18 protein-coding genes are annotated in these 24,208 nt (G+C 71.0%); 11 read left to right on the top strand and 7 right to left on the bottom strand.

What is annotated here, in order from left to right:
• Window positions 1–5: 5 nt before the first annotated feature.
• A complete protein-coding gene (locus AB0B89_RS13170; protein ID WP_358551823.1) occupies window positions 6–620 on the top strand; it encodes a TetR/AcrR family transcriptional regulator in 615 nt (204 codons plus the stop codon).
• A 31-nt stretch (window positions 621–651) separates the two neighbouring features.
• Here the strand turns inward: AB0B89_RS13170 and AB0B89_RS13165 are convergent, their stop codons facing one another.
• Both AB0B89_RS13165 and AB0B89_RS13160 read right to left on the bottom strand, forming a co-directional pair.
• A complete protein-coding gene (locus AB0B89_RS13165; protein ID WP_358551821.1) occupies window positions 652–1,953 on the bottom strand; it encodes a carotenoid oxygenase family protein in 1,302 nt (433 codons plus the stop codon).
• Window positions 1,954–1,976: 23 nt separating this feature from the next.
• Complete coding sequence (locus tag AB0B89_RS13160) at window positions 1,977–2,534, bottom strand: hypothetical protein (protein ID WP_358551819.1); 558 nt, start codon at window positions 2,532–2,534, stop codon at window positions 1,977–1,979.
• A 90-nt stretch (window positions 2,535–2,624) separates the two neighbouring features.
• Here AB0B89_RS13160 and AB0B89_RS13155 point away from each other — a divergent pair, with 90 nt between their 5' ends.
• The 5 genes from AB0B89_RS13155 to AB0B89_RS13135 all read left to right on the top strand — a co-directional run bounded on the left by AB0B89_RS13155 (window position 2,625) and on the right by AB0B89_RS13135 (window position 9,360).
• Complete coding sequence (locus AB0B89_RS13155) at window positions 2,625–3,155, top strand: PadR family transcriptional regulator (RefSeq protein WP_358551817.1); 531 nt, start codon at window positions 2,625–2,627, stop codon at window positions 3,153–3,155.
• Between the two features lie 98 nt (window positions 3,156–3,253).
• Complete coding sequence (locus AB0B89_RS13150) at window positions 3,254–4,453, top strand: thiolase family protein (protein ID WP_358551815.1); 1,200 nt, start codon at window positions 3,254–3,256, stop codon at window positions 4,451–4,453.
• On the top strand, window positions 4,450–6,543 hold the full coding sequence (locus AB0B89_RS13145; RefSeq protein WP_358551813.1) for a 3-hydroxyacyl-CoA dehydrogenase NAD-binding domain-containing protein: 2,094 nt from the start codon (window positions 4,450–4,452) through the stop codon (window positions 6,541–6,543). Before AB0B89_RS13150 ends, AB0B89_RS13145 begins: the two co-directional genes overlap by 4 nt.
• A 36-nt stretch (window positions 6,544–6,579) precedes the next feature.
• Window positions 6,580–7,449 carry a putative RNA methyltransferase gene (locus AB0B89_RS13140; protein ID WP_358551811.1) on the top strand — a complete coding sequence of 290 codons (870 nt, stop codon included), beginning with the start codon at window positions 6,580–6,582 and terminating at the stop codon, window positions 7,447–7,449.
• Window positions 7,450–7,566: 117 nt separating this feature from the next.
• The gene (locus AB0B89_RS13135) at window positions 7,567–9,360 is read left to right on the top strand and encodes a prolyl oligopeptidase family serine peptidase (RefSeq protein WP_358551809.1); all 1,794 of its coding nucleotides are present in this window, start codon (window positions 7,567–7,569) and stop codon (window positions 9,358–9,360) included.
• A gap of 68 nt (window positions 9,361–9,428) precedes the next feature.
• Here AB0B89_RS13135 and AB0B89_RS13130 read toward each other — a convergent pair whose 3' ends face one another.
• Window positions 9,429–10,982, bottom strand: coding sequence for a SpoIIE family protein phosphatase (locus AB0B89_RS13130; protein WP_358551807.1), 1,554 nt, complete (start codon window positions 10,980–10,982; stop codon window positions 9,429–9,431).
• Between the two features lie 121 nt (window positions 10,983–11,103).
• Between AB0B89_RS13130 and AB0B89_RS13125 the strand changes: the two genes are divergently transcribed.
• On the top strand, window positions 11,104–15,294 hold the full coding sequence (locus AB0B89_RS13125) for a HAMP domain-containing protein (protein ID WP_358551805.1): 4,191 nt from the start codon (window positions 11,104–11,106) through the stop codon (window positions 15,292–15,294).
• Window positions 15,294–15,920, top strand: a complete 627-nt coding sequence (locus AB0B89_RS13120; protein WP_358551803.1) for a response regulator — start codon at window positions 15,294–15,296, stop codon at window positions 15,918–15,920. The genes AB0B89_RS13125 and AB0B89_RS13120 overlap by 1 nt, the downstream gene beginning before the upstream one ends.
• A gap of 21 nt (window positions 15,921–15,941) precedes the next feature.
• On the opposite strand, the gene AB0B89_RS13115 is transcribed toward AB0B89_RS13120, so the two are convergent.
• Together AB0B89_RS13115 and AB0B89_RS13110 are read right to left on the bottom strand one after the other, a co-directional pair.
• Window positions 15,942–17,660 (bottom strand): HD domain-containing protein, encoded by a 1,719-nt coding sequence (locus AB0B89_RS13115; RefSeq protein ID WP_358551801.1) that lies wholly within the window; start codon window positions 17,658–17,660, stop codon window positions 15,942–15,944.
• Window positions 17,661–17,720: 60 nt separating this feature from the next.
• Complete coding sequence (locus tag AB0B89_RS13110) at window positions 17,721–19,640, bottom strand: NYN domain-containing protein (RefSeq protein WP_358551799.1); 1,920 nt, start codon at window positions 19,638–19,640, stop codon at window positions 17,721–17,723.
• Between the two features lie 233 nt (window positions 19,641–19,873).
• Here AB0B89_RS13110 and pyrE point away from each other — a divergent pair, with 233 nt between their 5' ends.
• Window positions 19,874–20,410: an orotate phosphoribosyltransferase gene (gene pyrE, locus AB0B89_RS13105; RefSeq protein ID WP_358551797.1), complete on the top strand. Its 537-nt coding sequence runs from the start codon at window positions 19,874–19,876 to the stop codon at window positions 20,408–20,410.
• Window positions 20,411–20,420: 10 nt separating this feature from the next.
• Here the strand turns inward: pyrE and AB0B89_RS13100 are convergent, their stop codons facing one another.
• Both AB0B89_RS13100 and AB0B89_RS13095 read right to left on the bottom strand, forming a co-directional pair.
• Complete coding sequence (locus AB0B89_RS13100; protein WP_358551795.1) at window positions 20,421–20,852, bottom strand: hypothetical protein; 432 nt, start codon at window positions 20,850–20,852, stop codon at window positions 20,421–20,423.
• 141 nt (window positions 20,853–20,993) lie between these two features.
• On the bottom strand, window positions 20,994–21,686 hold the full coding sequence (locus AB0B89_RS13095) for a DedA family protein (RefSeq protein WP_358551794.1): 693 nt from the start codon (window positions 21,684–21,686) through the stop codon (window positions 20,994–20,996).
• Window positions 21,687–21,910: 224 nt separating this feature from the next.
• On the opposite strand from AB0B89_RS13095, the gene fbaA reads away from it, so the two are divergent.
• Window positions 21,911–22,933, top strand: a complete 1,023-nt coding sequence (gene fbaA / locus AB0B89_RS13090) for a class II fructose-bisphosphate aldolase (protein ID WP_358551792.1) — start codon at window positions 21,911–21,913, stop codon at window positions 22,931–22,933.
• A 248-nt stretch (window positions 22,934–23,181) separates the two neighbouring features.
• The coding region (locus AB0B89_RS13085) for an asparagine synthase-related protein (RefSeq protein ID WP_358551790.1) at window positions 23,182–24,208 on the top strand (1,027 nt) is incomplete at its 3' end.

The raw sequence follows: 24,208 nt of genomic DNA, 5'->3' as shown, positions 1-24,208 counted from the left end.
CTCCCATGCCCCATCAGCGCACCGCCGCCGGCGCTCGCACACGGCAACGCATCCTCACGGCCGCCGAGCATCTGATGCGCACGATGGGCCTCGCCCGCGTCACCACCAAGGAGATCGCCCGTGAGGCCGGATGCTCGGAGGCGGCCCTCTACCGGCACTTCTCCGGCAAGGAGGAGCTCTTCATCTGCGTCCTGCAGGAGCGGCTGCCCGCGCTGGGCTCCCTGATCGCGGAGCTGTCCGAGGACCTGGGTGAGCGTACGGCCGAGCAGTGCCTCACCGACATCGCCCACAACGCCACGCTGTTCTACGAGGCGAGCATGCCGATCGGCTCCTCGCTCTTCGCGGAACCGGCGCTGCTCCAGCGCCACCGCGAGGGGCTGCGCAAGCTGGGCGCGGGCCCGCACAAGCCGCTGGACGCGCTCGCCCGCTTCTTTCACGTCCTGCGCGCCGACGGCCATATCCGCGCGGACGCCGACCCCGAGTCGGCCGCCGCGCTGCTTCTCGGCGCCTGCTACCAGCGGGCCTTCCTGCGGCACTTCATGGGCGAGGAGGGCTCGCCGAAGAGCATCGGCGACTTCGCCGCCGGCCTCGCCCGCACCCTGCTCACCGGCATCGCCTGACAAGCGCGCCACCGCGCCCCCAGTGGCGTCGTCAGCGGTCGGGCATCCAGGTCCCGTGGAAGCCCGCGGGGACGCGGCGCGGCAGCCGTACGGAGGCGACGAAGTCCAGTCCGGCGGCGTCGAGGACGAGCAGTTCCGAGCCCTCACGGTCGTTGACGATCGACAGCAGCCACCCTCCGTCCTCGGCCCGGGCACCGGAGGCGGGCACGAAGACCGCCTCGCCCGGCCGAGCGCCCAGATCCCGCACGCGGGATGTGCCGGCCACGGTGTCGTACTTCACCACCGCGTCCCCGGTGACGGTGTACAGGTACCTGCTCGACCGGCCGAGCAGGTCCTCGTCGAGCGTGGGGAACTCCACGGCGCGGTCGTCGAGCTGCTCCTCCTTCACCGCGCCGCTCGCGGGGTCGAGCACCCACCGGTGCAGCACGGCGCCACCCGTCTCGGCGGCGGGCACGGCGCTGCCGCCGACGCGGGGCCAGATCCGGGCGAAGGCGCCCGGCGAGTAGCGGACCGCGTCGAGCACCACCCGGCCCGAGGCGTCCTCACGGGCGTTGCCGACGTGGAAGACGTAACAGGGATCGACGTCGAACCAGGTCACCCGCCCCGCACGGTCCATCACACCGAGCCGGGCGCCGTAGGAGTCGTCCCACTGGAACGGCAGGCCGCGCCCCACGCGCTCCATGTCGAACACTACGGGCAGGTCCAGCCACACGACGTGGTTCTCGGTGATCGCGAAGTCGTGGACCATGGTCGGGCCGGTAACGTCCACGGCGCGGCTCTCCACCAGCTCCCCCGCGGCCGACAGGCGGTGATAGGTCAGGAAGGGCGCGAGGACGCCGTAGCCGAAGAAGTGCAGCTCTCCGGTGACCGGGTCGCGCTTCGGGTGCGCCGTCATCGCGGTGGTCAGCCGCCCGCCGAAGTCGCAGGGCCCCACCGTCTCCAGCTCGGGCGTCAGCTCGTACGGCAGGCCGCTCTCGACCAGGGCGAGGATCCTGCCGGCGTGGCGCATGACGCTGGTGTTGGCGGTGACGGCCGTCAGGTCGGGGCCGTCCGCGCCGAGGTAGGCGGCGCCGTCGGTGAACTTGCGGGTGCGCACCCAGCGGTTGCGGTACCACTCGGCGCGTCCGTCGCGCAGGCGGATCCCGTGGACCATGCCGTCGCCGGCGAACCAGTGGCCCGGATCGTGGCCGGGCAGCGGGTTGGGCCCGTTGCGGAAGTAGCGCCCGGTGAGCTCGGCCGGGAGGGCGCCGGTGACCGGCAGGTCGACGGCGCCGATCTCGTCGGGGACGGGGGCGAGTTCGCCCGACAGGTAGGAGGGGGTGGCGGTGGACATGATGGACGCTCCAGACGGGTGGCTCAGGCGGCGTAGCGGGCGGCGACGGCCTTGGGGTAGCGGGCGGTGAACAGGGCGGGGGCCACGAAGGTGACGACCTTGACCGCGATCACGACGGCGGTCGCGTGCGGCGCGCTGTGGAGCAGGAAGGCGAGCGAGACGGCGGCGACGACGAAGGCCACGCCCCACGCCGAGGTGATGACCGCGTTGACCCGGTAGAACAGCGGCGTCCGCCACACCTCCGGGGTCGTCATGCTCCGGGCGATGCCGAGGGTGAACGGCCTGCGGACGGCCAGGGAGCCCCAGGCGGTCAGCGCCAGCCAGGCGTTGACCAGGGCCGGGCCGTACGGCATGAGCGGGGACTCCGGGGCGACCAGGGAGATCACCGTGACGAGCGTGAAGAACACCGCCGCGCTGGACTCGATCACCATCTGGTCCCACTGCTTGCCCGACCTGCGGTCGGCGGCGATGACCAGGAGGGCGATCACGAGCCCGGCGACCGCGCCGTAGCGCCACTCGTCACCGGTGGCGATGACGGCGTACACGATCCACGGGAGGAAACCGAGGAAGCTGCGGATCATTGTCGGACCTTTTCGACGTTCCAATGTAGACATGTCGAAACTAGAAGGTCCCATGGCGACCTGTCAACACTGGAATGTAGGATCTCGGTCATGAGCCTTCGACACGCACTGCTCGGCATGCTCGCCCAGGGCCCGGCGAGCGGCTACGACCTGCTGAAGATCTTCGAGATCTCCCTGGCCAACGTGTGGCCGGCCACGCAGAGCCAGGTCTACACCGAGCTCTCACGCCTCGCCGACGCCGGGCTCGTCAAGGTCGCGGCGCAGGGCCCGCGTGGCCGCAAGGAGTACGCCATCGACGAGACGGGCCTGGCCGAGCTGCGCCACTGGCTGACGGAGGTCGAGCCCAGCCATGCCGGGCGCAGCGACATGCTGCTGCGCGTCTTCTTCCTCGGCCAGGTCGACCAGGAGCAGGCACGAGCCTACCTGCGGCGACGTGCTGAGTTCGGGGCCGAGCAGCATGAGAGGCTGGCCGCGCTGAAGGACGTGGTGTCCGCCGGAGACGACGATCTCTCGGTCTACGGCCGGCTCGCCCTTGAGTGGGGCCTGCGGTTCAGCGCCCTGCAGAAAGAATGGGCCGAGTGGGCCGAAGGCCAGCTCCAGCGGGAAACCCAGCCGGAGTAGGGGTCCCGAGCCCCTTCACGACCAGGGGTGGGGCCATGGCATCATGTTACTCACGAGTAGCCCAAAGCCGGAAGCTACCCGGCAGCGAGGAGCCAACCGTGCCTTCGTCCCGTGACGTCGTGTTCGTCGACGGCGTGCGCACACCTTTCGGCAAGTCAGGGCCCAAGGGCCTGTACGCCGAGACGCGCGCCGACGACCTGGTCGTCCGTGTCATCCGCGAGCTGATGCGGCGCAACCCGCACCTGCCGCCCGAGCGCATCGACGAGGTCGCCATCGCGGCCACCACGCAGATCGGCGACCAGGGCCTGACCATCGGCCGCTCAGCCGCGGTGCTGGCCGGGCTGCCGAAGTCGGTCCCCGGCTACGCCATCGACCGCATGTGCGCGGGGGCGATGACCGCGGTCACCAGCGTGGCGGGCGGCATCGCCTTCGGCGCGTACGACGTCGCCATCGCGGGCGGCGTCGAGCACATGGGCCGCCACCCGATGGGCGAAGGCGTCGACCCCAACCCGCGTTTCCTGTCCGAGAAGCTGGTCGACGGCTCCGCGCTGATCATGGGCATGACGGCGGAGAACCTCCACGACCGCTACCCGGCGATCAGCAAGGCGCGGGCCGACGCCTACGCCGTCGCCTCGCAGGAGAAGGTCGCCAAGGCGTACGCCGACAACAGGATCCAGCCCGACCTGGTGCCGATGGCGACCCGCAAGGCCGCCGAGGGCTGGGGCCTTGCCACCGAGGACGAGCCCCCGCGCCCCGGCACCACCATCGAGGGCCTCGCCTCGCTCAAGACGCCCTTCCGCCCGCACGGCCACGTCACCGCCGGGAACTCCGCGGGCATCAACGACGGCGCCACCGGCAGCATCATCGCCGCCGCGGACGCCGCCGCCGAGCTGGGCCTGACGCCCAAGATGAGGCTCGTCTCCTACGCCTTCGCCGGCGTCGACCCCGAGGTGATGGGCGTCGGCCCCATCCCCTCCACCGAGCGGGCGCTGCGCCTGGCCGGGCTGTCGATCGGCGACATCGGGCTGTTCGAGATCAACGAGGCCTTCGCCGTGCAGGTGCTGGCCTTCCTTGAGCACTTCGGCATCGCCGACGACGATCCGAGGGTCAACCCGTACGGCGGCGCCATCGCGTTCGGCCACCCGCTCGCCTCGTCCGGGGTACGGCTGATGACGCAGCTCGCCCGCGAGTTCGCCGACCGCCCCGAGGTGCGCTACGGCATCACCACGATGTGCGTAGGCATGGGCATGGGCGGCACGGTTGTCTGGGAGAACCTCGCCTGGGAGGGCGCCAAGTGAGCGACATCACGAAGATCTTCGCCGACGAGGTAGTGACCGGCGCGCTCGTACGCGACGTCCGGCTGCCCGGCGGCGCGGGCACGATGGCCCTGATCACGCTGGACAACGGCTTCGACCACACCAAGCCGAACACCTTCGGGCCGCGCGGCCTCGCCGAGCTCGACAAGGCTCTCGACGCCATCCGCGACCGCACCGACCTCGCGGCGGTCGGCGTCACCGGCAAGCCCTTCATCTTCGCCGTAGGCGCCGACCTGAAGGGCGCCTCGCTCGTACGGACCCGCGAGCAGGCCGAGGACCTCGGACGGCTCGGGCACGAGGTGTTCCGGCGGCTCGGAGAGCTGGAGGTGCCGTCGTTCGCGTTCGTCAACGGCGCGGCGATGGGCGGTGGCCTGGAGGTGGCGCTGCACTGCACCTACCGCACGATCTCGTCGGGCGTCCCCGCGGTCGCGCTCCCCGAGTGCTTCCTCGGCCTGGTGCCGGGCTGGGGCGGCACGCAGCTGCTCCCCCGCCTGATCGGCCCGGCGAACGCGCTGAAGCTGATCATCGAGAACCCCCTGTCCCAGAATCGGATGATCAAGGGCACCGAGGCGTTCAAACTCGGCGTCGCCGACGCGGTCTTCGAGCCCGCCGACTTCCTGGAGGAGTCCCTGCGCTGGGCCTCCCGCGTGCTGACGGGCGAGGCGGCCGTCCCCCGCCCGCCGTTCACCGAGGACGCCGAGGCCTGGAAGGCGGCCGTCGAGGGCGCTCGCACCCTGGTCGACCTGAAGCTGCGTGGCGCGTCCCCCGCTCCCTACCGGGCGCTTGAGCTGGTCGAACTGGCCCGTACGGCCCACCGTGACGAGGGCTTCGAGGCCGAGACGACGGCGCTGGCCGACCTGCTGATGGGCGACGAGCTGCGGGCGGGGCTGTACTCCTTCGACCTGGTGCAGCGACGGGCCAAGCGGCCCGCCGGCGCTCCCGACAGGGCGCTGGCCCGCAAGGTGACCAAGGTCGGCGTGGTCGGCGCCGGGCTCATGGCCTCGCAGCTCGCCCTGCTGTTCGCCCGCCGCCTTGAGGTGCCCGTGGTCCTCACCGACCTCGACCAGGCCCGCCTCGACAAGGGCGTCGGATACGTGCACGCCGAGGTCGGCAAGCTGCTCGGCAAGGGCCGGATCAGCGCCGACCAGGCCAACCGGCTCAAGGGCCTCGTGACCGGGTCGCTGACCAAGGACGCGTTCGCCGACGCCGACTTCGTCATCGAGGCCGTCTTCGAGGACCTCAAGGTCAAGCGGCAGGTCTTCGCCGAGGTCGAGGCCGTGGTCGGCCCCGAGTGCCTGCTGGCCACCAACACCTCCTCCCTGTCGGTCACCGCGATGGCGTCGGAGCTGCGGCACCCCGAGCGCGTGGTGGGCTTCCACTTCTTCAACCCGGTCGCGGTGCTGCCCCTGCTGGAGATCGTCCGGGGCGAGCGCACCGACGACGCGTCGCTGGCCACGGCCTTCGCGGTGGGCAAGACGCTGAGGAAGTCCAGCGTGCTGGTGAAGGACGCCCCGGCGTTCGTGGTGAACCGCCTGCTCACCCGCTTCATGGGCGAGGTCATCGGGGCGGTCGACGAGGGCACCCCGATCGAGACGGCCGACCACGCCCTGGACGGCCTCGGACTGCCGATGACGCCGTTCACCCTTCTCCAGCTCGTCGGCCCCGCCGTGGCCCTGCACGTCGCCGAGACCCTGCACGAGGCCTTCCCCGGCAGGTACGGCGTGTCCGCGAACCTCGGGGCGCTCGTGAAGGCCGGCAAGCCCGGGGTCTACGCGCCGGACTTCTCGATCGACCCCGAGGCTCGGAAGATCTTCGAGGGGTCCGGGGCGACCGGGCCGGGCGCCGAGCAGGTCCGCGACCGCGCGCTGCGGGCGATGGCCGAGGAGGTGCGGCTGATGCTCGACGAGGGCGTGGTCGCCGCCGCCGAGGACATCGACCTGTGCATGATCCTCGGCGCGGGCTGGCCCTTCCACACCGGTGGCATCACGCCGTACCTCGACCGTACGGGCGTCTCCGCCGAGGTCAACGGGCGTCCCTTCCTGTCACCGGGGGTCGCCTCGGTCCCGGCCTGACCTTCCGGCCGCCGCCCGGTTCGGGATGATGAGGGCATGCTGGACGACGTCATCGACTACCTCATCTGCCCCGTGTGCCGCGGCGATCTCGCCATCGAGGGCGCGGTGGTGCGATGCGCGCACGGTCATTCCTTCGACGTGGCCAGGCAGGGCTATGTCAGCCTGCTGACGGGGTCCGGCGTCCCCGGCACCGCCGACACCCCGGCCATGGTGGCCGCGCGGGCCGAGTTCCTCGGCTCGGGACACTTCGCCTCCCTGGCCGGCCGGCTCCGCGAGCTGGCCGGCCGCCACGGCACCGTGGACGGCGGCGAGGGTGCCGGACGTACGGAGGGGGGCCGTAGGGTCGTACTGGACGCGGGAGCGGGCACGGGCCACTACCTCGCCGGGACACTGGGACCCGGTGACGTGGGGATCGCGCTCGACGTCTCCAAGCACGCGCTCAGGCGGGCCGCCCGTGCCCATCCCCGCGTCGGCGCGGTCGTGGCGGACGTGTGGCGGCCGTTGCCGGTCAGGGACGGCTGCGTGGACGTCCTGCTCGACGTGTTCGCCCCTCGGAACGGACCCGAGTTCGCCCGGGTGCTGCGTCCCGGCGGCGTCCTCATCGTGGTGACGCCGACGCCGCGGCACCTCGCTCCCCTGGTGGAAAGGCTCGGCCTCCTCTCGGTGGACGAGTCCAAGAGCCGGCGGGTCGAGGAGGCGCTGGGAACGCATTTCACCGAAACCGCGCAAGTGACCGAGGAGTCGGACATGCTGCTGGATCACAAGGCCATCGAGACCGTGGTAGGCATGGGTCCGAACGCCTGGCATACCGACCCGATGGCGCTCAGGAAGGAGATCTCACGCCTTCCGAACCCGATGGCCGTGAAAATGTCGTGCCGGATGTCCCTGTTCCGTAAGATCGCCTAGGCGAACTGGAATTATGAATTTCCCCGACTTTGTAGGCCATCTTCCGTTTCCAAGCGACATACTTAACGGCAACCCGCCTATCCCGGGTCCGGGAGAGCGTGAGGGAGGGGCACGCCCATGAAGGCCGAGGAACGCTGGCAGGCCAGGTTCCGCGCGGCACGTATGACGCTGCCCGTCTGGGCACGGCTGGCGCCGGCCCGGGCCGTGTACCGCTGCAACATCTCCGGCATCTGGGAGATCCACGCCTGGGACCGGTCGAACGGCGCCACGCGTCAGGTGACCAGCCGCCCGAGGGGCACCTCCCACGCCGCCATCGACCCGACCGGCCAGTGGATCTACTGGTTCTCCGACACCTACGGCGACGAGTTCGGCATCTGGATGCGCCAGCCGTTCAACGGCGGGCCCGAGACGCCCGCCCACCCCGACCTCGCCCCCGGGCATCCGACGGGCCTCGCGCTGTCGGCCACCGGCACCGCCGCCGTCGGCAGGAGCAGCCGCCACGGCTTCCAGGTTCTCCACACGCGCCTCGGCGGCGACGAGAAGCCGACGGTCATCTACGAGTCCCGCGAGTTCGTCCAGGTCGCGGGCATGTCGCTCGACGGCACGCTGATCGCGGTGAGCCACAGCGAGCACGGTGACTCCCGCCACCCGGCGCTGCGCGTGATCAAGCCCAACGGCCAGGTCGTCGGCGACCTGAACGACGGGCCCGGCAAGGGCTTCACCGGCGTGCGGTTCGCCCCGACCATGACCGATCGGCGCATCCTCGCCCTGCACGAGCGCCGTGGCCGCCGCGAGCCCCTGGTCTGGGACCCGATGACGGGCGAGCAGCGCGAGATCTGGCTGCGGGTGCCCGGCGAGATCACCGCCGACTGGTACCACGACGGGCGCGCCCTGCTCATCGGCCACAACAACCGCGCGAGGACCGAGCTGTTCCGGTACGACCTCGGTGGCGGAGGGCTGACGCCGATCAAGACCCTGCACGGCGTCATCCACGACGCGATGCCCCGTCCGGACGGCACCGTCGAGTACTCCTGGTCGAGCGCCGCGCATCCCCCGGTGATCAGGTCAAGCGACGGCCACGTGGTCATGAACCAGTCGGGACCCTCGGCGCCGCCGTCCGTACCGCTGGAGGACGTCTTCGTCGAGGGGCCGGGCGGGCGCGTCCACGCCCTGGTGTCCCGGCCCGAGGGCGGCGGCGCGCCGTACCCGACGGTGTTCCTGCTGCACGGCGGCCCGGCCGCGCAGGACGACGACTCCTTCCTCCCGAACGTCGCCGCCTGGGTCGACGCCGGCTTCGCGGTCGTCCGCGTGAACTACCGGGGCTCCACGGGGTACGGCTCGGCCTGGCGGGACGCCCTGCGGGGTGACGTGGGCCACATCGAGCTGGCCGACGTCAAGGCGGTCCGCGACTGGGCCGTGAACCAGGGCGTCGCCGACCCCGAACGGCTCGTGCTCGCGGGCGCCTCCTGGGGCGGCTACCTCACCCTCCTCGGCATCGGCACCCAGCCGAAGGCCTGGGTCGCGGGCATCGCGGCCGTGCCGATCGCCGACCACGCGGCGGCTTACGGCGACGAGACCGAGGGCCTGCGCGCCTACCACCGCGCCCTGTTCGGCGGCTCTCCGCAGGAGGTCCCCGACCTGTACGCGGCGTCGTCCCCGATCTCCTACCTCGACTCGCTCCAGGCGCCGCTGCTGGTGCTCGCCGGCGAGAACGACCCGCGCTCGCCGATCAGCCAGATCGAGAAGTACCTGGAGAAGCTGACCGAGCGGCGGCACGAGTTCGAGGTCTACCGCTACAACGCGGGCCACGGCACGCTGGTGGTCGAGGAGCGGATCCGGCAGATGTCGGCGCAGATCGACTTCGCCCGCAAGCACGTCGGGCTCGCCCAGCCGGCCTCCAGCGGCTCCTGACCGGCCCTACCGGCCTTTGGGGCCGGTAGGGGGCCTTCTCGGGGGCCCTGGTCGGCCCTTCGGACGGCCTAGTCGGCCCTGAGGACCAGGATGGCCAGGTCGTCGGCGCTCGGCTCGATCGCGAAGTCCTGCACAGCGCGGCGGATCCGCTCGGCCACCCCCCGCGCCGAAAGCTCGGCGCACTCGGCCAGGAGCTTGGACAGGCCGCCGTCGTCGTCGAGCAGCCGCTCGCCCGACCTGCGCTCGGTCACCCCGTCGGTCACGCCCAGCAGGACGTCCCCCGGCGCCAGGTGGACGTGGTCGGCGACGAACTCCGCCTCGGGAAAGACCCCGAGCAGGGACTGGGAGGTCACCACGGCCTCCACCAGGCCGCTCGGCCGCAGGCGCAGGGCCTCGGGGTGCCCCGCGGAGATCAGCGAGAGGTCGAGGCCGTCCTCGGTGCGGGTGATCTCGCCGTGGAGCAGGGTCAGGAACCTGGCCCGCTCACCCTCCTCCAGGATCGCCTGGTTCAGCCGTGAGACGACCGACGCCACGTCGTACCCCTCGCGGGCGAGCAGGCGGATCGTGTGGCGGGCGAGGCCGGTGACCGCCGCGGCCTGCGGGCCGGTGCCGCAGACGTCGCCGATCGCGAACCGCCAGGAGCTCTCACCGGTCGTGAACAGGTCGTAGAAGTCGCCGCCGACCTCGTTGGTCTCGCCCGCCGGCTCGTACACCACGGAGTAGTCGAGGCCGGGGGTCTCGGCGGGCGTGCCGGGCGGCAGGAGGCTGCGCTGGAGGGCGCGGTTGGCGTCGGCCTGCTGGGCGTAGAGCCTGGCGTTGTCCATCGCGAGCGCCGCCCGCCGCCCGAGGTCCTCCGCGAGCTGCGCGACGTCGTCGGGGAAGCGGCCCGAGCGCCCGAGGCACATCATGCCGAGGCTGCGCCCGCGGGCCACCAGGGGAAAGGCCAGCGACTGCCAGTCGGGGAGCTGGACGGGCACCGGGGTGAGGTTCTCGGCCGAGGGGATCACGACCTCGTCGAGCCGCTCGCGCAGCAGGTCGATCTGGGACTCGTCGGCGTGCCAGAGATAGGCGAGGCCGAGCGGCCCGAGGCCGGAGTCGGCCGTGTAGACGGCGCACCAGGTCGCGAGGCGCGGCACCACGATCTGGGCGATCAGCGCGGGGACCATGTCGGGGTCGAGCGTGCCGGCCAGCAGATCGCTGGCGTCGGCGAGGAAGCCGAGCCAGCCCGGCCCCTGCGAGGCTCCCTGCCCGGTCCAGTCGTCGACCGCGCGGGTGCCGCCGCCCCCGGGCAGGTGGAGGCGGGCCCAGCGGGTGCGCAGGGATCCGGCGAAGCTCACGCCCCAGACGGTGACCGGAGTGGACGAGGGGACCGTGGCGACCTCGTCGCTCCCCTTCTGGCGAACCTCGATCTGGAGAGACTCCCCCTGATGCACCCATACAATCTCAAAAGGGACATCGCCTACATCGGAGACCAGCTCTCCGGTCAGCCGCTCGGCCTCCGCGCTGATGGGAGCGGCCGCCCACGCCGTCATGACCTCGCGCGTGAACCGCTTCGCGGAGGGTAGGGCCGTCCTGCCGGGCGCGAACGACGCGGCCAGCACACCCCGGGAAGAACTTGTCATTGCACCGTGCTTACCACAGTCGGCTCTTGCGTGCGGCCGATCGACTGGGCGACCGCATAGCGTCCTTCATGCCAGACTGGCACTACTCCGAGTCCCGCCCGAACAGCGTGAAGGAGGCTTCATGAAGGGTACCCCGACCACGGGGGCCAGTTCGGAGCGGTCCTATACCGAGTCCGAGCTCCGGCCCCTCCTGGAGACGCTCATCACGTGGCGTGACGGCGATTTCCGGCGACGGGTGCCCCATGCCCCACCGGGCATTCTCAGCGAGGTCCGCCTGCTGGTCAACGAGGTGGCCGACCGTCGTGAGCACCTCGCGAACGAGCTGCTGCGCGTACGCCGCGAAGTGGTCAAGGAGGGGCGCTTCGGCGTCCGCCTGACACCGGGGCCCGGCGTGGGCTCCTGGGCCGAAAGCGTCGACTCGGTGAACGCGCTGATCGACGCCCTCGTCGGCCCGGTCAGCAGCGCGGCGGACGTCCTCGACGCGGTCGCCCAGGGCGATCTCTCGCGCCGCATCGACATGGACCGCACCTCGCGCGGAGAGGTCCGGCGGCTCGGCAAGGCCATCAACGGCATGGTCGACCAGCTCTCGCTCTTCAGCTCCGAGGTCACGCGGGTCGCCCGCGAGGTCGGGTCCGAGGGCCAGCTCGGCGGGCGCGCCAACCTGCGCGGCATGTCAGGAAGCTGGCGCGACCTCACCGAGGCCGTGAACACCATGTCCAGCCGGGTGTCCGCCCAGGTCCGCGACATCGCCGTGGTCACCACCGCCGTGGCGCGGGGCGACCTCAGCCGCAAGGTCACCGTCGACGCGGTCGGCGAGATGCTGGAGCTCAAGAACACCGTCAACACGATGGTCGACCAGCTCTCGGCCTTCGCCGAGGAGGTCACCCGCGTCGCCCGCGAGGTCGGCACCGAGGGCGAGCTGGGCGGGCAGGCCCGCGTGCGGGGCGTGTCGGGCGTCTGGAAGGACCTCACCGACAACGTCAACGTCATGGCGAGCAACCTCACGAGCCAGGTGCGCAACATCGCCACCGTGGCGACGGCCGTCGCGCAGGGCGATCTCTCCAAGAAGATCACCGCGGACGCCAGGGGCGAGATCCTCCAGCTCAAAGAGACCCTCAACACGATGGTCGACCAGCTCTCGCTGTTCGCCGACGAGGTCACCCGCGTCGCCCGCGAGGTCGGCACCGAGGGCCAGCTCGGCGGCCGCGCCGAGGTCAAGGGCGTGTCGGGCGTCTGGAAGGACCTCACCGACAACGTCAACTCCATGGCCAACAACCTGACCTACCAGGTGCGCAACATCGCCCAGGTGACCAAGGCCGTGGCCGGCGGCGACCTGTCGAAGAAGATCGACGTGGACGCCCAGGGCGAGATCCTGGAGCTGAAGTCCACGATCAACACCATGGTCGACCAGCTCTCGTCGGTCGCCTCCGAGGTGAGCCGCGTGGCCCGCGAGGTGGGCTCCGAGGGCCAGCTCGGCGGCCAGGCGCAGGTGCGCGGTGTGTCGGGCGTCTGGAAGGACCTCACCGACAACGTCAACTTCATGGCGAACAACCTGACATCCCAGGTGCGCCAGATCGCGGCGGTCTCCACCGCGGTCGTCCAGGGCAACCTGTCCCGCAAGATCACCGTGGACGCTCAGGGCGAGATCCTGCAGCTCAAGGACACGGTGAACACCATGGTCGACCAGCTCTCGCTGTTCGCCGACGAGGTGACCCGCGTCGCCCGCGAGGTCGGCACCATGGGCCAGCTCGGCGGCCAGGCCAGAGTGCGCGGGGTGTCGGGCGTCTGGAAGGACCTCACCGACAACGTCAACCTGATGGCCACCAACCTGACCTACCAGGTGCGCAACATCGGCGAGGTCACCACGGCGGTCGCCAGGGGCGACCTGTCCCGCAAGATCGACGTCGACGCCCAGGGCGAGATCCTCGTCCTGAAGACCACCATCAACAGGATGGTCGACCAGCTCTCCTCGTTCGCCTCCGAGGTCACCCGCGTCGCCCGCGAGGTCGCCTCCGAAGGCCAGCTCGGCGGCCAGGCCCGCGTCGAGGGCGTCGAGGGCACCTGGAAGCGGCTGACCGAGAGCGTGAACGAACTGGCCAGCAACCTGACCACCCAGGTGCGCGCCATCGCCGAGGTCACCAGCGCGGTCGCCCGGGGAGACCTGACCCGCTCGATCACCGTCGACGCCCAGGGCGAGCTGGCCGACCTCAAGGACAACATCAACACGATGGTGTCCAACCTGGTCGCGACCACCAAGGCGAACCAGGAGCAAGACTGGCTCAAGAGCAACCTGGCCCGCGTCTCCCGCCTGATGCAGGGCCACCGCGACCTCATGGAGGTCGCCAAGCTCATCATGAGCGAGCTGACGCCGCTGGTGTCCGCACGATACGGGGCCTTCTACATGGTCCCGAGCCCGCACGACAACGAGCTGCGGCTGATCGCCGGATACGGCGTGCGGCCCGGACGCAGCCCGCGCCAGAGCTTCGCCTTCGGGCAGGGCATCGTGGGCCAGGCCGCGGCCGAGGGCCGGCCGATCGTGCTCGACGACGTCCCCTCCGACTACCTCACCATCGACTCCGGGCTGAGCCGGTCCACCCCGGCGCAGATCGTGGTGCTGCCGGTCCTGTTCGAAGACCAGGTGCTCGGCGTGCTGGAGCTGGCCTCGTTCAGCCGCTTCGGCGAGGTCCACCTGGCCTTCCTCAACCAGTTCGTCGAGACCATCGGCGTCACGATGAACACCATCATCGCCAACTCCCGCACCGAGGGCCTGCTCATAGAGTCGCAGCGGCTCACCACCGAGCTGCGCGAGCGCTCCGACGAGCTCCAGCGCCAGCAGGAGGAGCTGCGCAGGTCCAACGCCGAGCTGGAGGACAAGGCCGCGCTGCTGGCCAAGCAGAACCGCGCCATCGAGATCCAGAACTTCCAGATCGAGCAGGCCCGCCGCACCCTGGAGGAGCGCGCCGAGCAGCTCGCGGTCTCCTCGCGCTACAAGTCCGAGTTCCTGGCCAACATGTCCCACGAGCTGCGCACCCCGCTGAACAGCCTCCTGGTGCTGGCCAAGCTCCTGACCGAGAACAGCGACGGCAACCTGACCGCCCAGCAGGTGGAGTTCGCCAGGACCATCCACGGGGCCGGTTCCGCGCTGCTGCAGCTGATCAACGACATCCTCGACCTGTCCAAGGTCGAGGCGGGCCGCATGGACATCTACCCGCAGCAGCTCTCGCTGCCCAAGCTGGTCGACTACGTCGAGGCCACCTTCACCCCGCTCGCCCAGGACAAGGGGCTCTCCTTCACCGTCGAGGTCGGCCCGTCGGTGCCCGAGGAGCTCCGCACCGACGAGCAGCGCCTCCAGCAGGTCCTGCGCAATCTGCTGTCCAATGCCGTGAAGTTCACGCCGAAGGGCGAGGTGCGGCTGAACATCACCCGCGCGGCGGGCGGCGTGCCGTACATCGACGAGACGCTCCAGGACAGCGACGACATCCTGTCGTTCGAGGTGGTGGACACCGGCATCGGCATCGCACCCGAGAAGCTCGACGTGATCTTCGAGGCGTTCCGCCAGGCCGACGGCACGACCAGCCGCAAGTACGGCGGCACCGGCCTCGGCCTGTCGATCTGCCGCGAGATCGCCCGCCTGCTCGGCGGCGAGATCCACGCCAAGAGCGATCCCGGCCACGGGAGCACGTTCACGCTCCACCTGCCGATCAGCTACGCCGGACCGCTCGCGGGCGGGGACGGCGGGGCGACGGTCTCGCTGCCCGGCGTCCAGCACTCGCGGGCGCTGGAGCTCGGCTCCTCCGACGTGCTGCCCGAGATGCCGCTGAACGACGACCTGCGGATGCCCCAGCTGTCGCAGCCCGCCGAGAGCCAGACCTGGCAGGGCGACGATCCGCTGAACGGTGCGAAGATCCTCATTGTGGACGACGACATCCGGAACGTCTTCGCGCTCACGAGCGTGCTCGAAAGGCACGGCTCGACCGTGGTCTACGCCGAGAACGGCCGCGAGGGCATCGAGCAGCTCGAACGCAACGAGGACGTCGCGCTGGTGCTGATGGACATCATGATGCCCGAGATGGACGGGTGGGCCACGACCTCGGCCATCCGCCGCATGCCCCAGTTCGCCGACCTGCCGATCATCGCGCTCACCGCCAAGGTCATGCGCGGTGACAGGGAGAAGAGCATCGCCTCGGGCGCCTCCGACTACGTGCCGAAGCCGGTGGACGTCGATCGCCTGCTCGAACGCCTGCGCGGTTGGCTCACGCGCGGCCGGGCGCCGATCGGGGACGGAAGAGACGGAAGAGAAGGACGCGGTTGATGCCGGACAGAGCGAAAATCCTCCTGGTCGACGACCGCGAGGAGAACCTCATCGCTTTGGAGGCCATCCTCAGCTCCCTGGACGTGGTGGCCGTGCGGGCGCGGTCCGGGGAGGAGGCCCTCAAGGCGCTCCTCAGCATCGAGTTCGCGCTCATCCTGCTCGACGTGCGCATGCCCGGCATGGACGGCTTCGAGACGGCGGCGCACATCAAGCGGCGCGAGCGCACCCGCAACATCCCGATCATCTTCCTCACGGTGGTCGACAGCGCGCCCGACTACGCCTTCCGCGGGTACGCCGCGGGTGCGGTCGACTACCTCACCAAGCCCTTCGACCCGTGGGTCCTGCGGGCCAAGGTGTCGGTGTTCGTCGAGCTCTACACCATGAACCGCAGGCTGGCCGAGCAGGCGTCCCTGCTGCGCGAGCGGCTGAGCGTCGAGCTGCCCGACGGCACGGCGGCCGAGGTGCTGCCCGAGCTGGCGCGGCGGCTGACGGCCGTGGAGGACGAGCTGTCGCGGGTGGCCGAGCTGGCCGACAAGTCCAACGGCGGCGCGCCCCTGACCGTCCCCCTGAGCGATCTCTCCGAGCGCGTCCTGCACCTGCGCGCCGGCTTCGACGCCCTCTCCTGACCGGCCGTCCTCGGCCTGGGGTCAGGCGCTGTCGGCGGTGAGCTTGGAGACGAGGGTGTCCAGCTCCACGGCGCCCGCCGCCACGGCCGCGTACAGGTCGTCCAGCTCGCGGTAGCCCAGGCGCCCGGCGACGCTGCCGGACACACCCCGGGACTCCAGGTCGAGAAGCTCCATGCCCGTCGCGGCGACCGCCTCGGACACCATGCGCCGCCCGGTGGCCGCCGCGTCGTCGGCGCGCTGCGCGGCGAGGTGCCTGCGGATCAGGAGGCGGGCCGTGGGCGTGGTGGCGGCGTCGAGCCCCTCGGCCGAGGGCCGGGCCGTCTCGGCGGTGAGGATGTGCACCACCGCGCCGTTGTCCAGCCGCGCGTGCAACGGCGCCAGCTTGCCGTTGACCAGGGCCCCGATGGCGTGGTTGCCGATCTCGGGGCCGAGGGCGTAGGCGAAGTCGATCGGGGTCGCGCCGGGGGGCAGCGGGATCACCTCGCCCTCGGTCGTGAACGCGGCGATGAGATCGGGACGCAGGTCGCCGCGCAGCGACTCAAGGAAGTCGGCCGAAGACGCGTCGTTCTGCCACGCCAGCAGGCGGCGCAGCCATTCGAGGTCGATGCGTCCCGCCACGTCGGCGCGCTGCCCCCGGGCGACGTCGTGGATGTGGGCGGCGAGCCCGCGCTCGGCCATGCGGTGCATCTGCCGGGTGCGGATGATGACGTCCATGACCTTGCCGCCGTCGGCGATCACCCGCGTGTGCAGGGCGCGGTAGAGGTTGAACCTCGGCAGCGAGATGAAGTCCTTGAGCCTCCCGGGCACGGGGCTCGTGCTCGTGTGGACGGCCCCGAGCGCGATGTAGCAGTCGCGGTCGTCGCCGTCGACGAGCACCAGCAGCCGGAACAGGTCGGCGGGCTGGAGCGTGTCGAGGCGGTCGCCCACGTCGAGGTGGACGGCCCAGAGGTGGCGACGGTGAAGCACGACCTCACCCGACAGCCGCTGTTCCCTCAGCGAGGCCCTCAGGCGCCGCACCGTGGGTTCCAGGAGCAGCCGTCCCCCGGCCTCGCGCGCCGTGAGCGCCGCGTCGATGGCCGCGTGGGCCTCCGGCTGTAACACCGAGAAGCAGAGGTCGTCCATCTCGCGCTTGAGCTCGTACATGCCGAGCCGCTCGGCGAAGGGGATCAGGAGCTCCTGGGACTGGCGGGCGATGCGCTGCTGCTTGTGCGCGGGCTGGAAGCCGAGCGTGCGGAGGTTGTGCAGCCGGTCGGCGAGCTTGATGAGCAGGACCCGCAGGTCGGCGGCGGCGGCCAGGACCATCTTGCGGAACGTCTCGGCCTCCGCGCGCTCCCCCCACCTGGAGCCGTCGAGCTTGGTCACCCCGTCGACCAGGACCGCGATCTCGTCGCCGAAGTCCGACCGGAGCTCGTCGAGCGTGTAGGAGGTGTCCTCGATCGTGTCGTGCAGGAGCGCGGCCTGGAGCGTGGCGGTGTCCATGCCGAGCTCGGCCAGGATGAGCGTGACCTCGATCGGATGGATGATGTACGGCTCGCCCGACTTGCGCGACTGGCCGCGGTGGGCCAGCTCGGCGGCCTCGTACGCCCGGCGCACGGGCCCGAGCTTGGCCTTCGGGTAGCCGGCCCGGTGGGCGCGGAGAACGGGCTCAAGGCCGATCGTGCCCGTGGAACGCCCGGCGCGCGACGCCGCGCCTCTCACGGCCCAGCCGTCGCGACGGCCCGGGGGCTGCTCGTCACCCATCGTTCCCCCTCGCCACCGCCGGGAGCCATCGGCACGGAACGCGCCCGCATGGCTCCAACGTTAGCGCCGGGCGCGTTCCAGGGCGTCCCAGAAGCCTCGCCTGAGCGCGTGGCGTACCTCGTCGTGCAGGAGGAAGTCGATCGGGAGCGACGAACCCTGGAGCAGCCGCGCCTCAAGGTCGGACGGCATGCGCGGCTTGCGGGCGAGCACGGCCTCCAGCCAGAGGGCGGGGGCGTCCCTCGCGACGGAGTCGCCGAAGTCGTGCCCCTCCTTGTGAGCGGCCTTCACCGCGTCGGCCAGGGTCGTGGTGCCCGGCGTCGCGGTGTGCGAGGGGACGGGGGCCGGCTGCGGGCCCGTGTACGGCCCGAGCTGGGGGCCGGGGTAGGTCGGAGGCCCGCCGGAGGAGCCCATGTTGTACTGGCTGGGCACGGGCTGCGGAGGGACGGGCGCCGCCATGGGCGGGGAGGGCGGTGCCTGGGGAGGCTGCTGGGGAGGGGAGTGCGAGGGCTGCGGCTCGGAGGCGTAGCTGGAGTAGGCGGCGGGCAACGCGGGCTGGGACGAGCGCGGCGGGCTCGGCGGCGCGGCCTCGTGCGAACCCGACCCGTGCGAACCGGAACCGTGGGAACCGGAACCGTGCGAACCGGACCCGTGGGAGCCCGTGCCATGCGACGCCGGCCCGTACGAGCCCGACCCCTGGGAGCTCGCCTCCGGGGAACCGTGGCCGCCGGACCCGTGCGAGCCCGGCCCATGGGACCCGTAGGAGCCTGAGCCATGCGCGCCCGTGCCGGAACCCTGCGAGCCGGTGCCGGAGCCGTGGGAGCCCGAGGTGGAACCCAGGGAGCCCGCACCAGAGCCCTGGGAGCTCAGCCCTGAAGCCTGGGAGCTCAGCCCTGAGCCGTGCGAGCCGAGTGCGCTCCATGAGCCGGTGGCCGGGCCCGGGGCGCTCGGCTCCAGCGGGGCGGCCCCGTGGGCGCCGGACCCCTGCGCGGCCGGCGGGGGCGGGTCCTCAGCGGGGGACGACGACCCGTACGCGCCCGGCCCGAACGACGTGGAACCGGTGGAGCTCAGAGGGCTCGGACCCGGAGACGACGCCTGAGAACCGGACGGAACCTGGGACGCGTCGGCCACCTGCGGGGACGGCCCGATGGCGCCCTGCCCGTGGGAACCGGACCCTTGGGAACCGGAGCTGTGGGAACCGGAGCTGTGGGAACCGGTGCCGAAGGCGCCTGACCCGTGGGAGTCCGACCCGTGGGAGCCCGACCCGTGGGAGGCGGACGCCGAGGCGCCGGAGGCCGCTCCCTGCGCGGAACCGGACGAGGAGGAAGGCTGGTGGCCGTTGCTCTGGGCGTGCCCGTTGTCCCTGGGCCGGCCGTTGCTCACCGGCTGCGGGAGGTGCTGCCCGTTGCCGGACGCGGAGCCCAGGTCGGCTCCGCCCGTGATGTTGCCGGTGACGAGGTTGACGTAGGGCCGCAGGTGGCCGCTGCCGATCTCGATCAGGTCGTCGCACTCCTGCTGGAGGGTGCGGGACACCGCCCAGCTCCCGTCGGCCGCGATGTGGATGACGGTGACGCGGATGCCGAGATCCTGGGCGTCGCTGACCACCTGGGCGAGATCCTCGTCGCCGCTCACCACCACGGCGTCGCAGATGGCGTTGTTGCGGGCCAGGGTCATCAGGTCGCGGTGGACCTGGGCGTCCACGCCCTCCCGGCGGCCGGGCCTGATGCGCGCCAGGCGCAGCTTGAGACCGGGGATGTCGGCCAGCGCGTCGTGCTCGGGGGTGCGCCTGCCCTCGACGGTGGCCTCGTACCAGTAGCAGCGGAGCAGCGGGAGGTCGGTGCGCTCCCGCGAGAGAGTGGACAGAAGTTGCAGCAGGCCGGGATAGTCCCAGGCGACGGCTTCGCGATGGCGGGTCCCATGCACGGCCATCGCGCCGTCCGCCAGCAGATAGCCAGCGTCCACGAACAGCGCGCAGCGATCCACGCGACACCGCCCTTTCCTACATGGCCAAGCCCGGTGGCAGCCGACGCCCGGCCCTATCTCAGGGTAATGAAGCCACTGATCGTGCGAGGGTGAATCCCGGCGATTCAGCCCGCGCCTGACCATATCTAGGAACGTTCACGCGAACCGTACCAGTTTGCCCTCTATAACCGACCTGCGGTGATAAACGAGTAGCCCATCGGTCCATCCGAATCCCCCCTCTCTAGGCTGGCCCCATGAGCGACCGTGCGAATCTGCTGGACGAGATCAAGAACAAGGGGGTGGTGCACGGCCGGGTCGTGCTCTCCTCCGGCCGCGAGGCCGACTGGTATGTGGACCTGAGGCGGATCACGCTGGACGGCACCGCCGCCCCGCTCGTCGGGCGCGTGATGCTCGACCTCACCGAGGACCTCGGCTACGACGCCGTGGGCGGGCTGACCCTGGGCGCCGACCCCCTGGCCGCCGCCATGCTGCACGCGGCGGCGGGACGCGGGCGCCGTCTGGACGCGTTCGTCGTCCGCAAGGAGGGCAAGGCCCACGGGCTGCAACGCCGCATCGAGGGGCCCGACGTCGCCGGCCGCCGCGTGCTCGCCGTGGAGGACACCTCGACCACCGGCGGATCGGTGCTCACGGCCGTCGAGGCGCTGCGGGAGGCGGGGGCCGAGGTCGTCGGCGTGGCGACGATCGTGGACCGGGGCGCGGCGGCGAAGATCGAGGAGACCGGGCTGCCCTACCGCACCGCCTACACCCTCACCGACCTCGGTCTCGACTGACCACCGGCGTTCAGCCCGGCTGGTCGTCGCGCCTGACCGTGAAGCTCTGCCGCTCCCCTGGCTTGCCGGGGGAGCGCGCCTCGCCGTTCACCTCGACGTACATCGTGGAGGCGTCACCGAGGACCACATCGAGCTCCGGCTGGGAGTACACCGCCTGCTGGCCCCGGCTCAGGTCGCGGTCCTCGACCACGTCGCCACCGCTGACGCGGACGAAGAGCGGGCACCGGTCGGCCCGGCATTCGACGAAAAGGGTGGGGATCTCGGCGTCGGCCGAGGTCTGGTCTGCCGAGGTCTGGTCTGCCGAGGGCGCGACAGGGGACGAGGACACCTGACCTGTGCCGCCGGAACCGGGCGGCGCGGCGCCCTGGTCGTCGGACTTCAGCGAGCCCATGAGGGACAGGATTCCGACCACGATCAACCCCAGCACTACAAGGATCGCCAAGCCTACGAGAAGCAGGCGGGCGATTCCCATGGGGTCAGACCGATGGCGTCCCACATACCGGAGGGTAGCGCCTGCGTGCGAGCGCCAACGCCGCTCCGAGCAGGACTCTTATAGCGGGACGGCCGAAATCGGCCTGTCGCGCTACAGCGGCGAGGCCGAGTCGCGGTGGTGACGGCCGCGCGGCTCGCCCGCTCCGCCCTTCGACTCCCTGCGGCTCTTCAGCACCTCACGCACGATCGGGATGATCGAGAGCAGGATGATCAGCACCGCGCCGGGAAGGATGTAGCGGTCGACGTTCGGGATGGCGGTGCCGGCGAAGTAGCCGATGAGGAGCATCGACTCGGTCCACAGGATGCCGCCGAGGACGTTCCACAGGAAGAACTTCGGGGCGGGCATGCCGAGCATGCCGGCGACCGGGTTGAGGAAGGTGCGCACGATCGGGATGAACCTCGCGAGCACCACGGCCTTCGAGGGCCCGAACTTCTGGAAGTAGTGCTCGGCCTTCTCGACGTACTCGCGCTTGAACAGGCGGGAGTCGGGCCTGGAGAAGAGCCGGGGGCCGGACTTGGCGCCGATGAGGTGCCCCAGTTGGGCGCCGGCGATGGCGCAGAGGGGGGCGGCGACGAGGAGAACGGCCAGCGGGAACGGCGAGTCGAGGCCGACCGAGGACGCGACCGCCGCCGAGGCGCCCATCCCGGCGACGACCAGGAGCGAGTCACCCGGCAGGAAGAAGCCGATGAGCAGCCCGGTCTCCGCGAAGATGATCGCGAGGATGCCGATGAGCCCGAAGGTGACGATCCACCACTGGGCGTCCAGAAGATTTGTGAGGTCCATCACCGATGAGGGTACCCCCGACGGATGGGTCAGGCGCGCTGGAGGGGTAGGACCAGGTATGTCTGATGACGAGGGCGACCTGGCGGGTCGGCCGGACGCGAACACCCGTTTGTGAACACGAGCCCGGCTCCTGCTTCCTCGCCCGCCGCTCCTTCGCAATACTTGCCCCGGGGAAGACCGAGCCCCGTGCCCGCCATCCGTTCCGTTCAGGGAGATGACTTCCGATGCCTATCGCGACCCCAGAGGTCTACGCCGACATGCTCGACCGGGCCAAGGCCAATGGTTTCGCATACCCGGCGATCAACGTGACCTCCTCGCAGACGTTGAACGCCACGCTCCGCGGTTTCGCCGAGGCCGAGAGCGACGGCATCGTCCAGGTCTCGACCGGTGGCGCCGAGTACCTGTCCGGCACCTCGGTGAAGGACATGGTGACCGGTGCCGTAGCGCTGGCCGAGTACGCCCGCGTCGTCGCGGACAAGTACCCCGTGAACATCGCGCTGCACACCGACCACTGCCCGAAGGACAAGCTCGACGGCTTCGTGCGCCCGCTGCTGGAGATCTCGCGCCAGCGTGTGGCCTCCGGCAAGGACCCCCTGTTCCAGTCGCACATGTGGGACGGCTCCGCCTGCCCGCTCGACGAGAACCTCAGCATCGCCCGCGAGCTCCTTGAGAAGGCCCACGCGGCCAACGTGGTGCTGGAGGTCGAGATCGGGGTCGTCGGCGGCGAGGAGGACGGCGTCGTCGGCGAGATGAACGAGAAGCTCTACAGCACCCCGGAGGACGCCCTCGCCACCGCCGAGGCGCTCGGCCTCAGCGAGCGTGGCCGCTACCTGCTGGCCGCCACCTTCGGCAACGTGCACGGCGTCTACAAGCCGGGTCACGTCAAGCTCCGCCCGAGCGTGCTGAACGAGATCCAGGACGCCGTCACCGCCAAGTACGGCAAGGAGAAGCCCTTCTACCTCGTCTTCCACGGCGGCTCGGGCTCCTCGCTCGACGAGATCCGCGAGGCGATCTCCTACGGCGTGGTGAAGATGAACATCGACACCGACACGCAGTACGCCTTCACCCGCCCGGTCGCCGACCACATGTTCCGCAAGTACGACGGCGTGCTGAAGGTCGACGGCGACGTGGGCAACAAGAAGGACTACGACCCGCGCGCGTGGGGCAAGTCGGCCGAGGCCGGCATGGCCGCCCGCGTCACCCGGGCCTGCGAGGACCTCCTGTCCGCCGGCACGAAGATCTCCTGAACCCGGAGAACCCCGCCGACCCGGGAATCTGACTCGATGTCGCTCTAGGTTGTCGGAGATGTCGCGACTTGCAGGGAACGGGCTGGCCGCATGGTCCGCCCGTTCCATGTGAATTCCCTGAGAAAGTACGTAAAAAGAGATCGGTACGAGGCTGAAGTAACAAATACGTCGTTACCATGAGCTAAATGTTCATCTCCTACCGAGCGCGACCTTATGTGTGCGGTGCCATCGGGAAGTGGGATGCACGCGTGGCGGAACGGCTGCTGTCGGCCTCGCCACAGGGGCTCGACGAGGTGCACCGTTCCCCCATGGCCGCCCTGTGGTCGACGGGCGAGCCGGAGAACTGGTCGGCGGGACCTCGCTCCGGCTATCTGTGGTGGGCCGCGGCGGGCGGCGCGCCCCAGCCGCACTCCTGGCAGGACGCCGCCGAGCGCCGCCTGGCCGCCGGGCTGGTCGTCGACCACGAAGGCGCCGTCCTGCACACCGACGCCCTCGGCCTGAACGATCTGAACATCCGTCCGCTGGGGGACGCCCTCTACTTCTCCGCCCGCGTCGACCCCCTCGTCGCGCTGGACGACGGCCCTCTCCACGTGGACTGGTCGGCCTGGGCGAACCTGCTGGTGATGACGACGCCGATCGGGGACGAGACGCCGTTCTCCGAGATCAGGCACCTGGAGGCCGCCACCGCCTGGCGCGCGACCGGCCCTCGTGGGGGGCCGGAGCGACTGCGGCGGGAGCGGTTCGAGCCCTCCTGGATCGCCGCCGAACCGGACAAGCCGCCCGCTCCCGAGGAAATGGTCGACCTCCTCGCCGACCGGATCCCGGACCGCGCGGGGCCGGTGGCGATCGGGCTCAGCGGAGGCTGGGACTCCCGGCTGCTCGCGGCGCTCGCCGTACGCCGTCCCGGGAGCCAGGTCGAGGCGTGGACCACCAGCACCGACGACGGCCTCGACCTGGACATCGCCCACGCCGGGACGGTCGCGGCGGCGCTGGGCGTGCCGCACCACGTGGTCAGGCCGGGGCCCGAGGCATGGCTCGAAGATCACCGCCAGGTGTGGCGCCGCACCCAGTACCAGACCCTGCACCACGGCTGGGCCATGCCGTACGCCCGGGCGGTTCACCGCCTGCGGGCGCCGCTGATCGACGGGTGCCTCGGGGACGGCCTGCTGCGGACCCGCGCGCCGACCCGCATGGACGGGCGCTGCGCCTCGGCGTCGGCGGCCCCGTCGGGAGTGGCAAGACCGCGCTGGTCGCCGCTCTGTGCCGCACGCTCGG

This window comes from Sphaerisporangium sp. NPDC049002, assembly GCF_040649355.1.
GTDB lineage: Bacteria > Actinomycetota > Actinomycetes > Streptosporangiales > Streptosporangiaceae > Sphaerisporangium.
The sequence above is the reverse complement of the archived record's forward strand: the minus strand, read 5'-3'. Positions and strand labels throughout refer to the sequence as shown.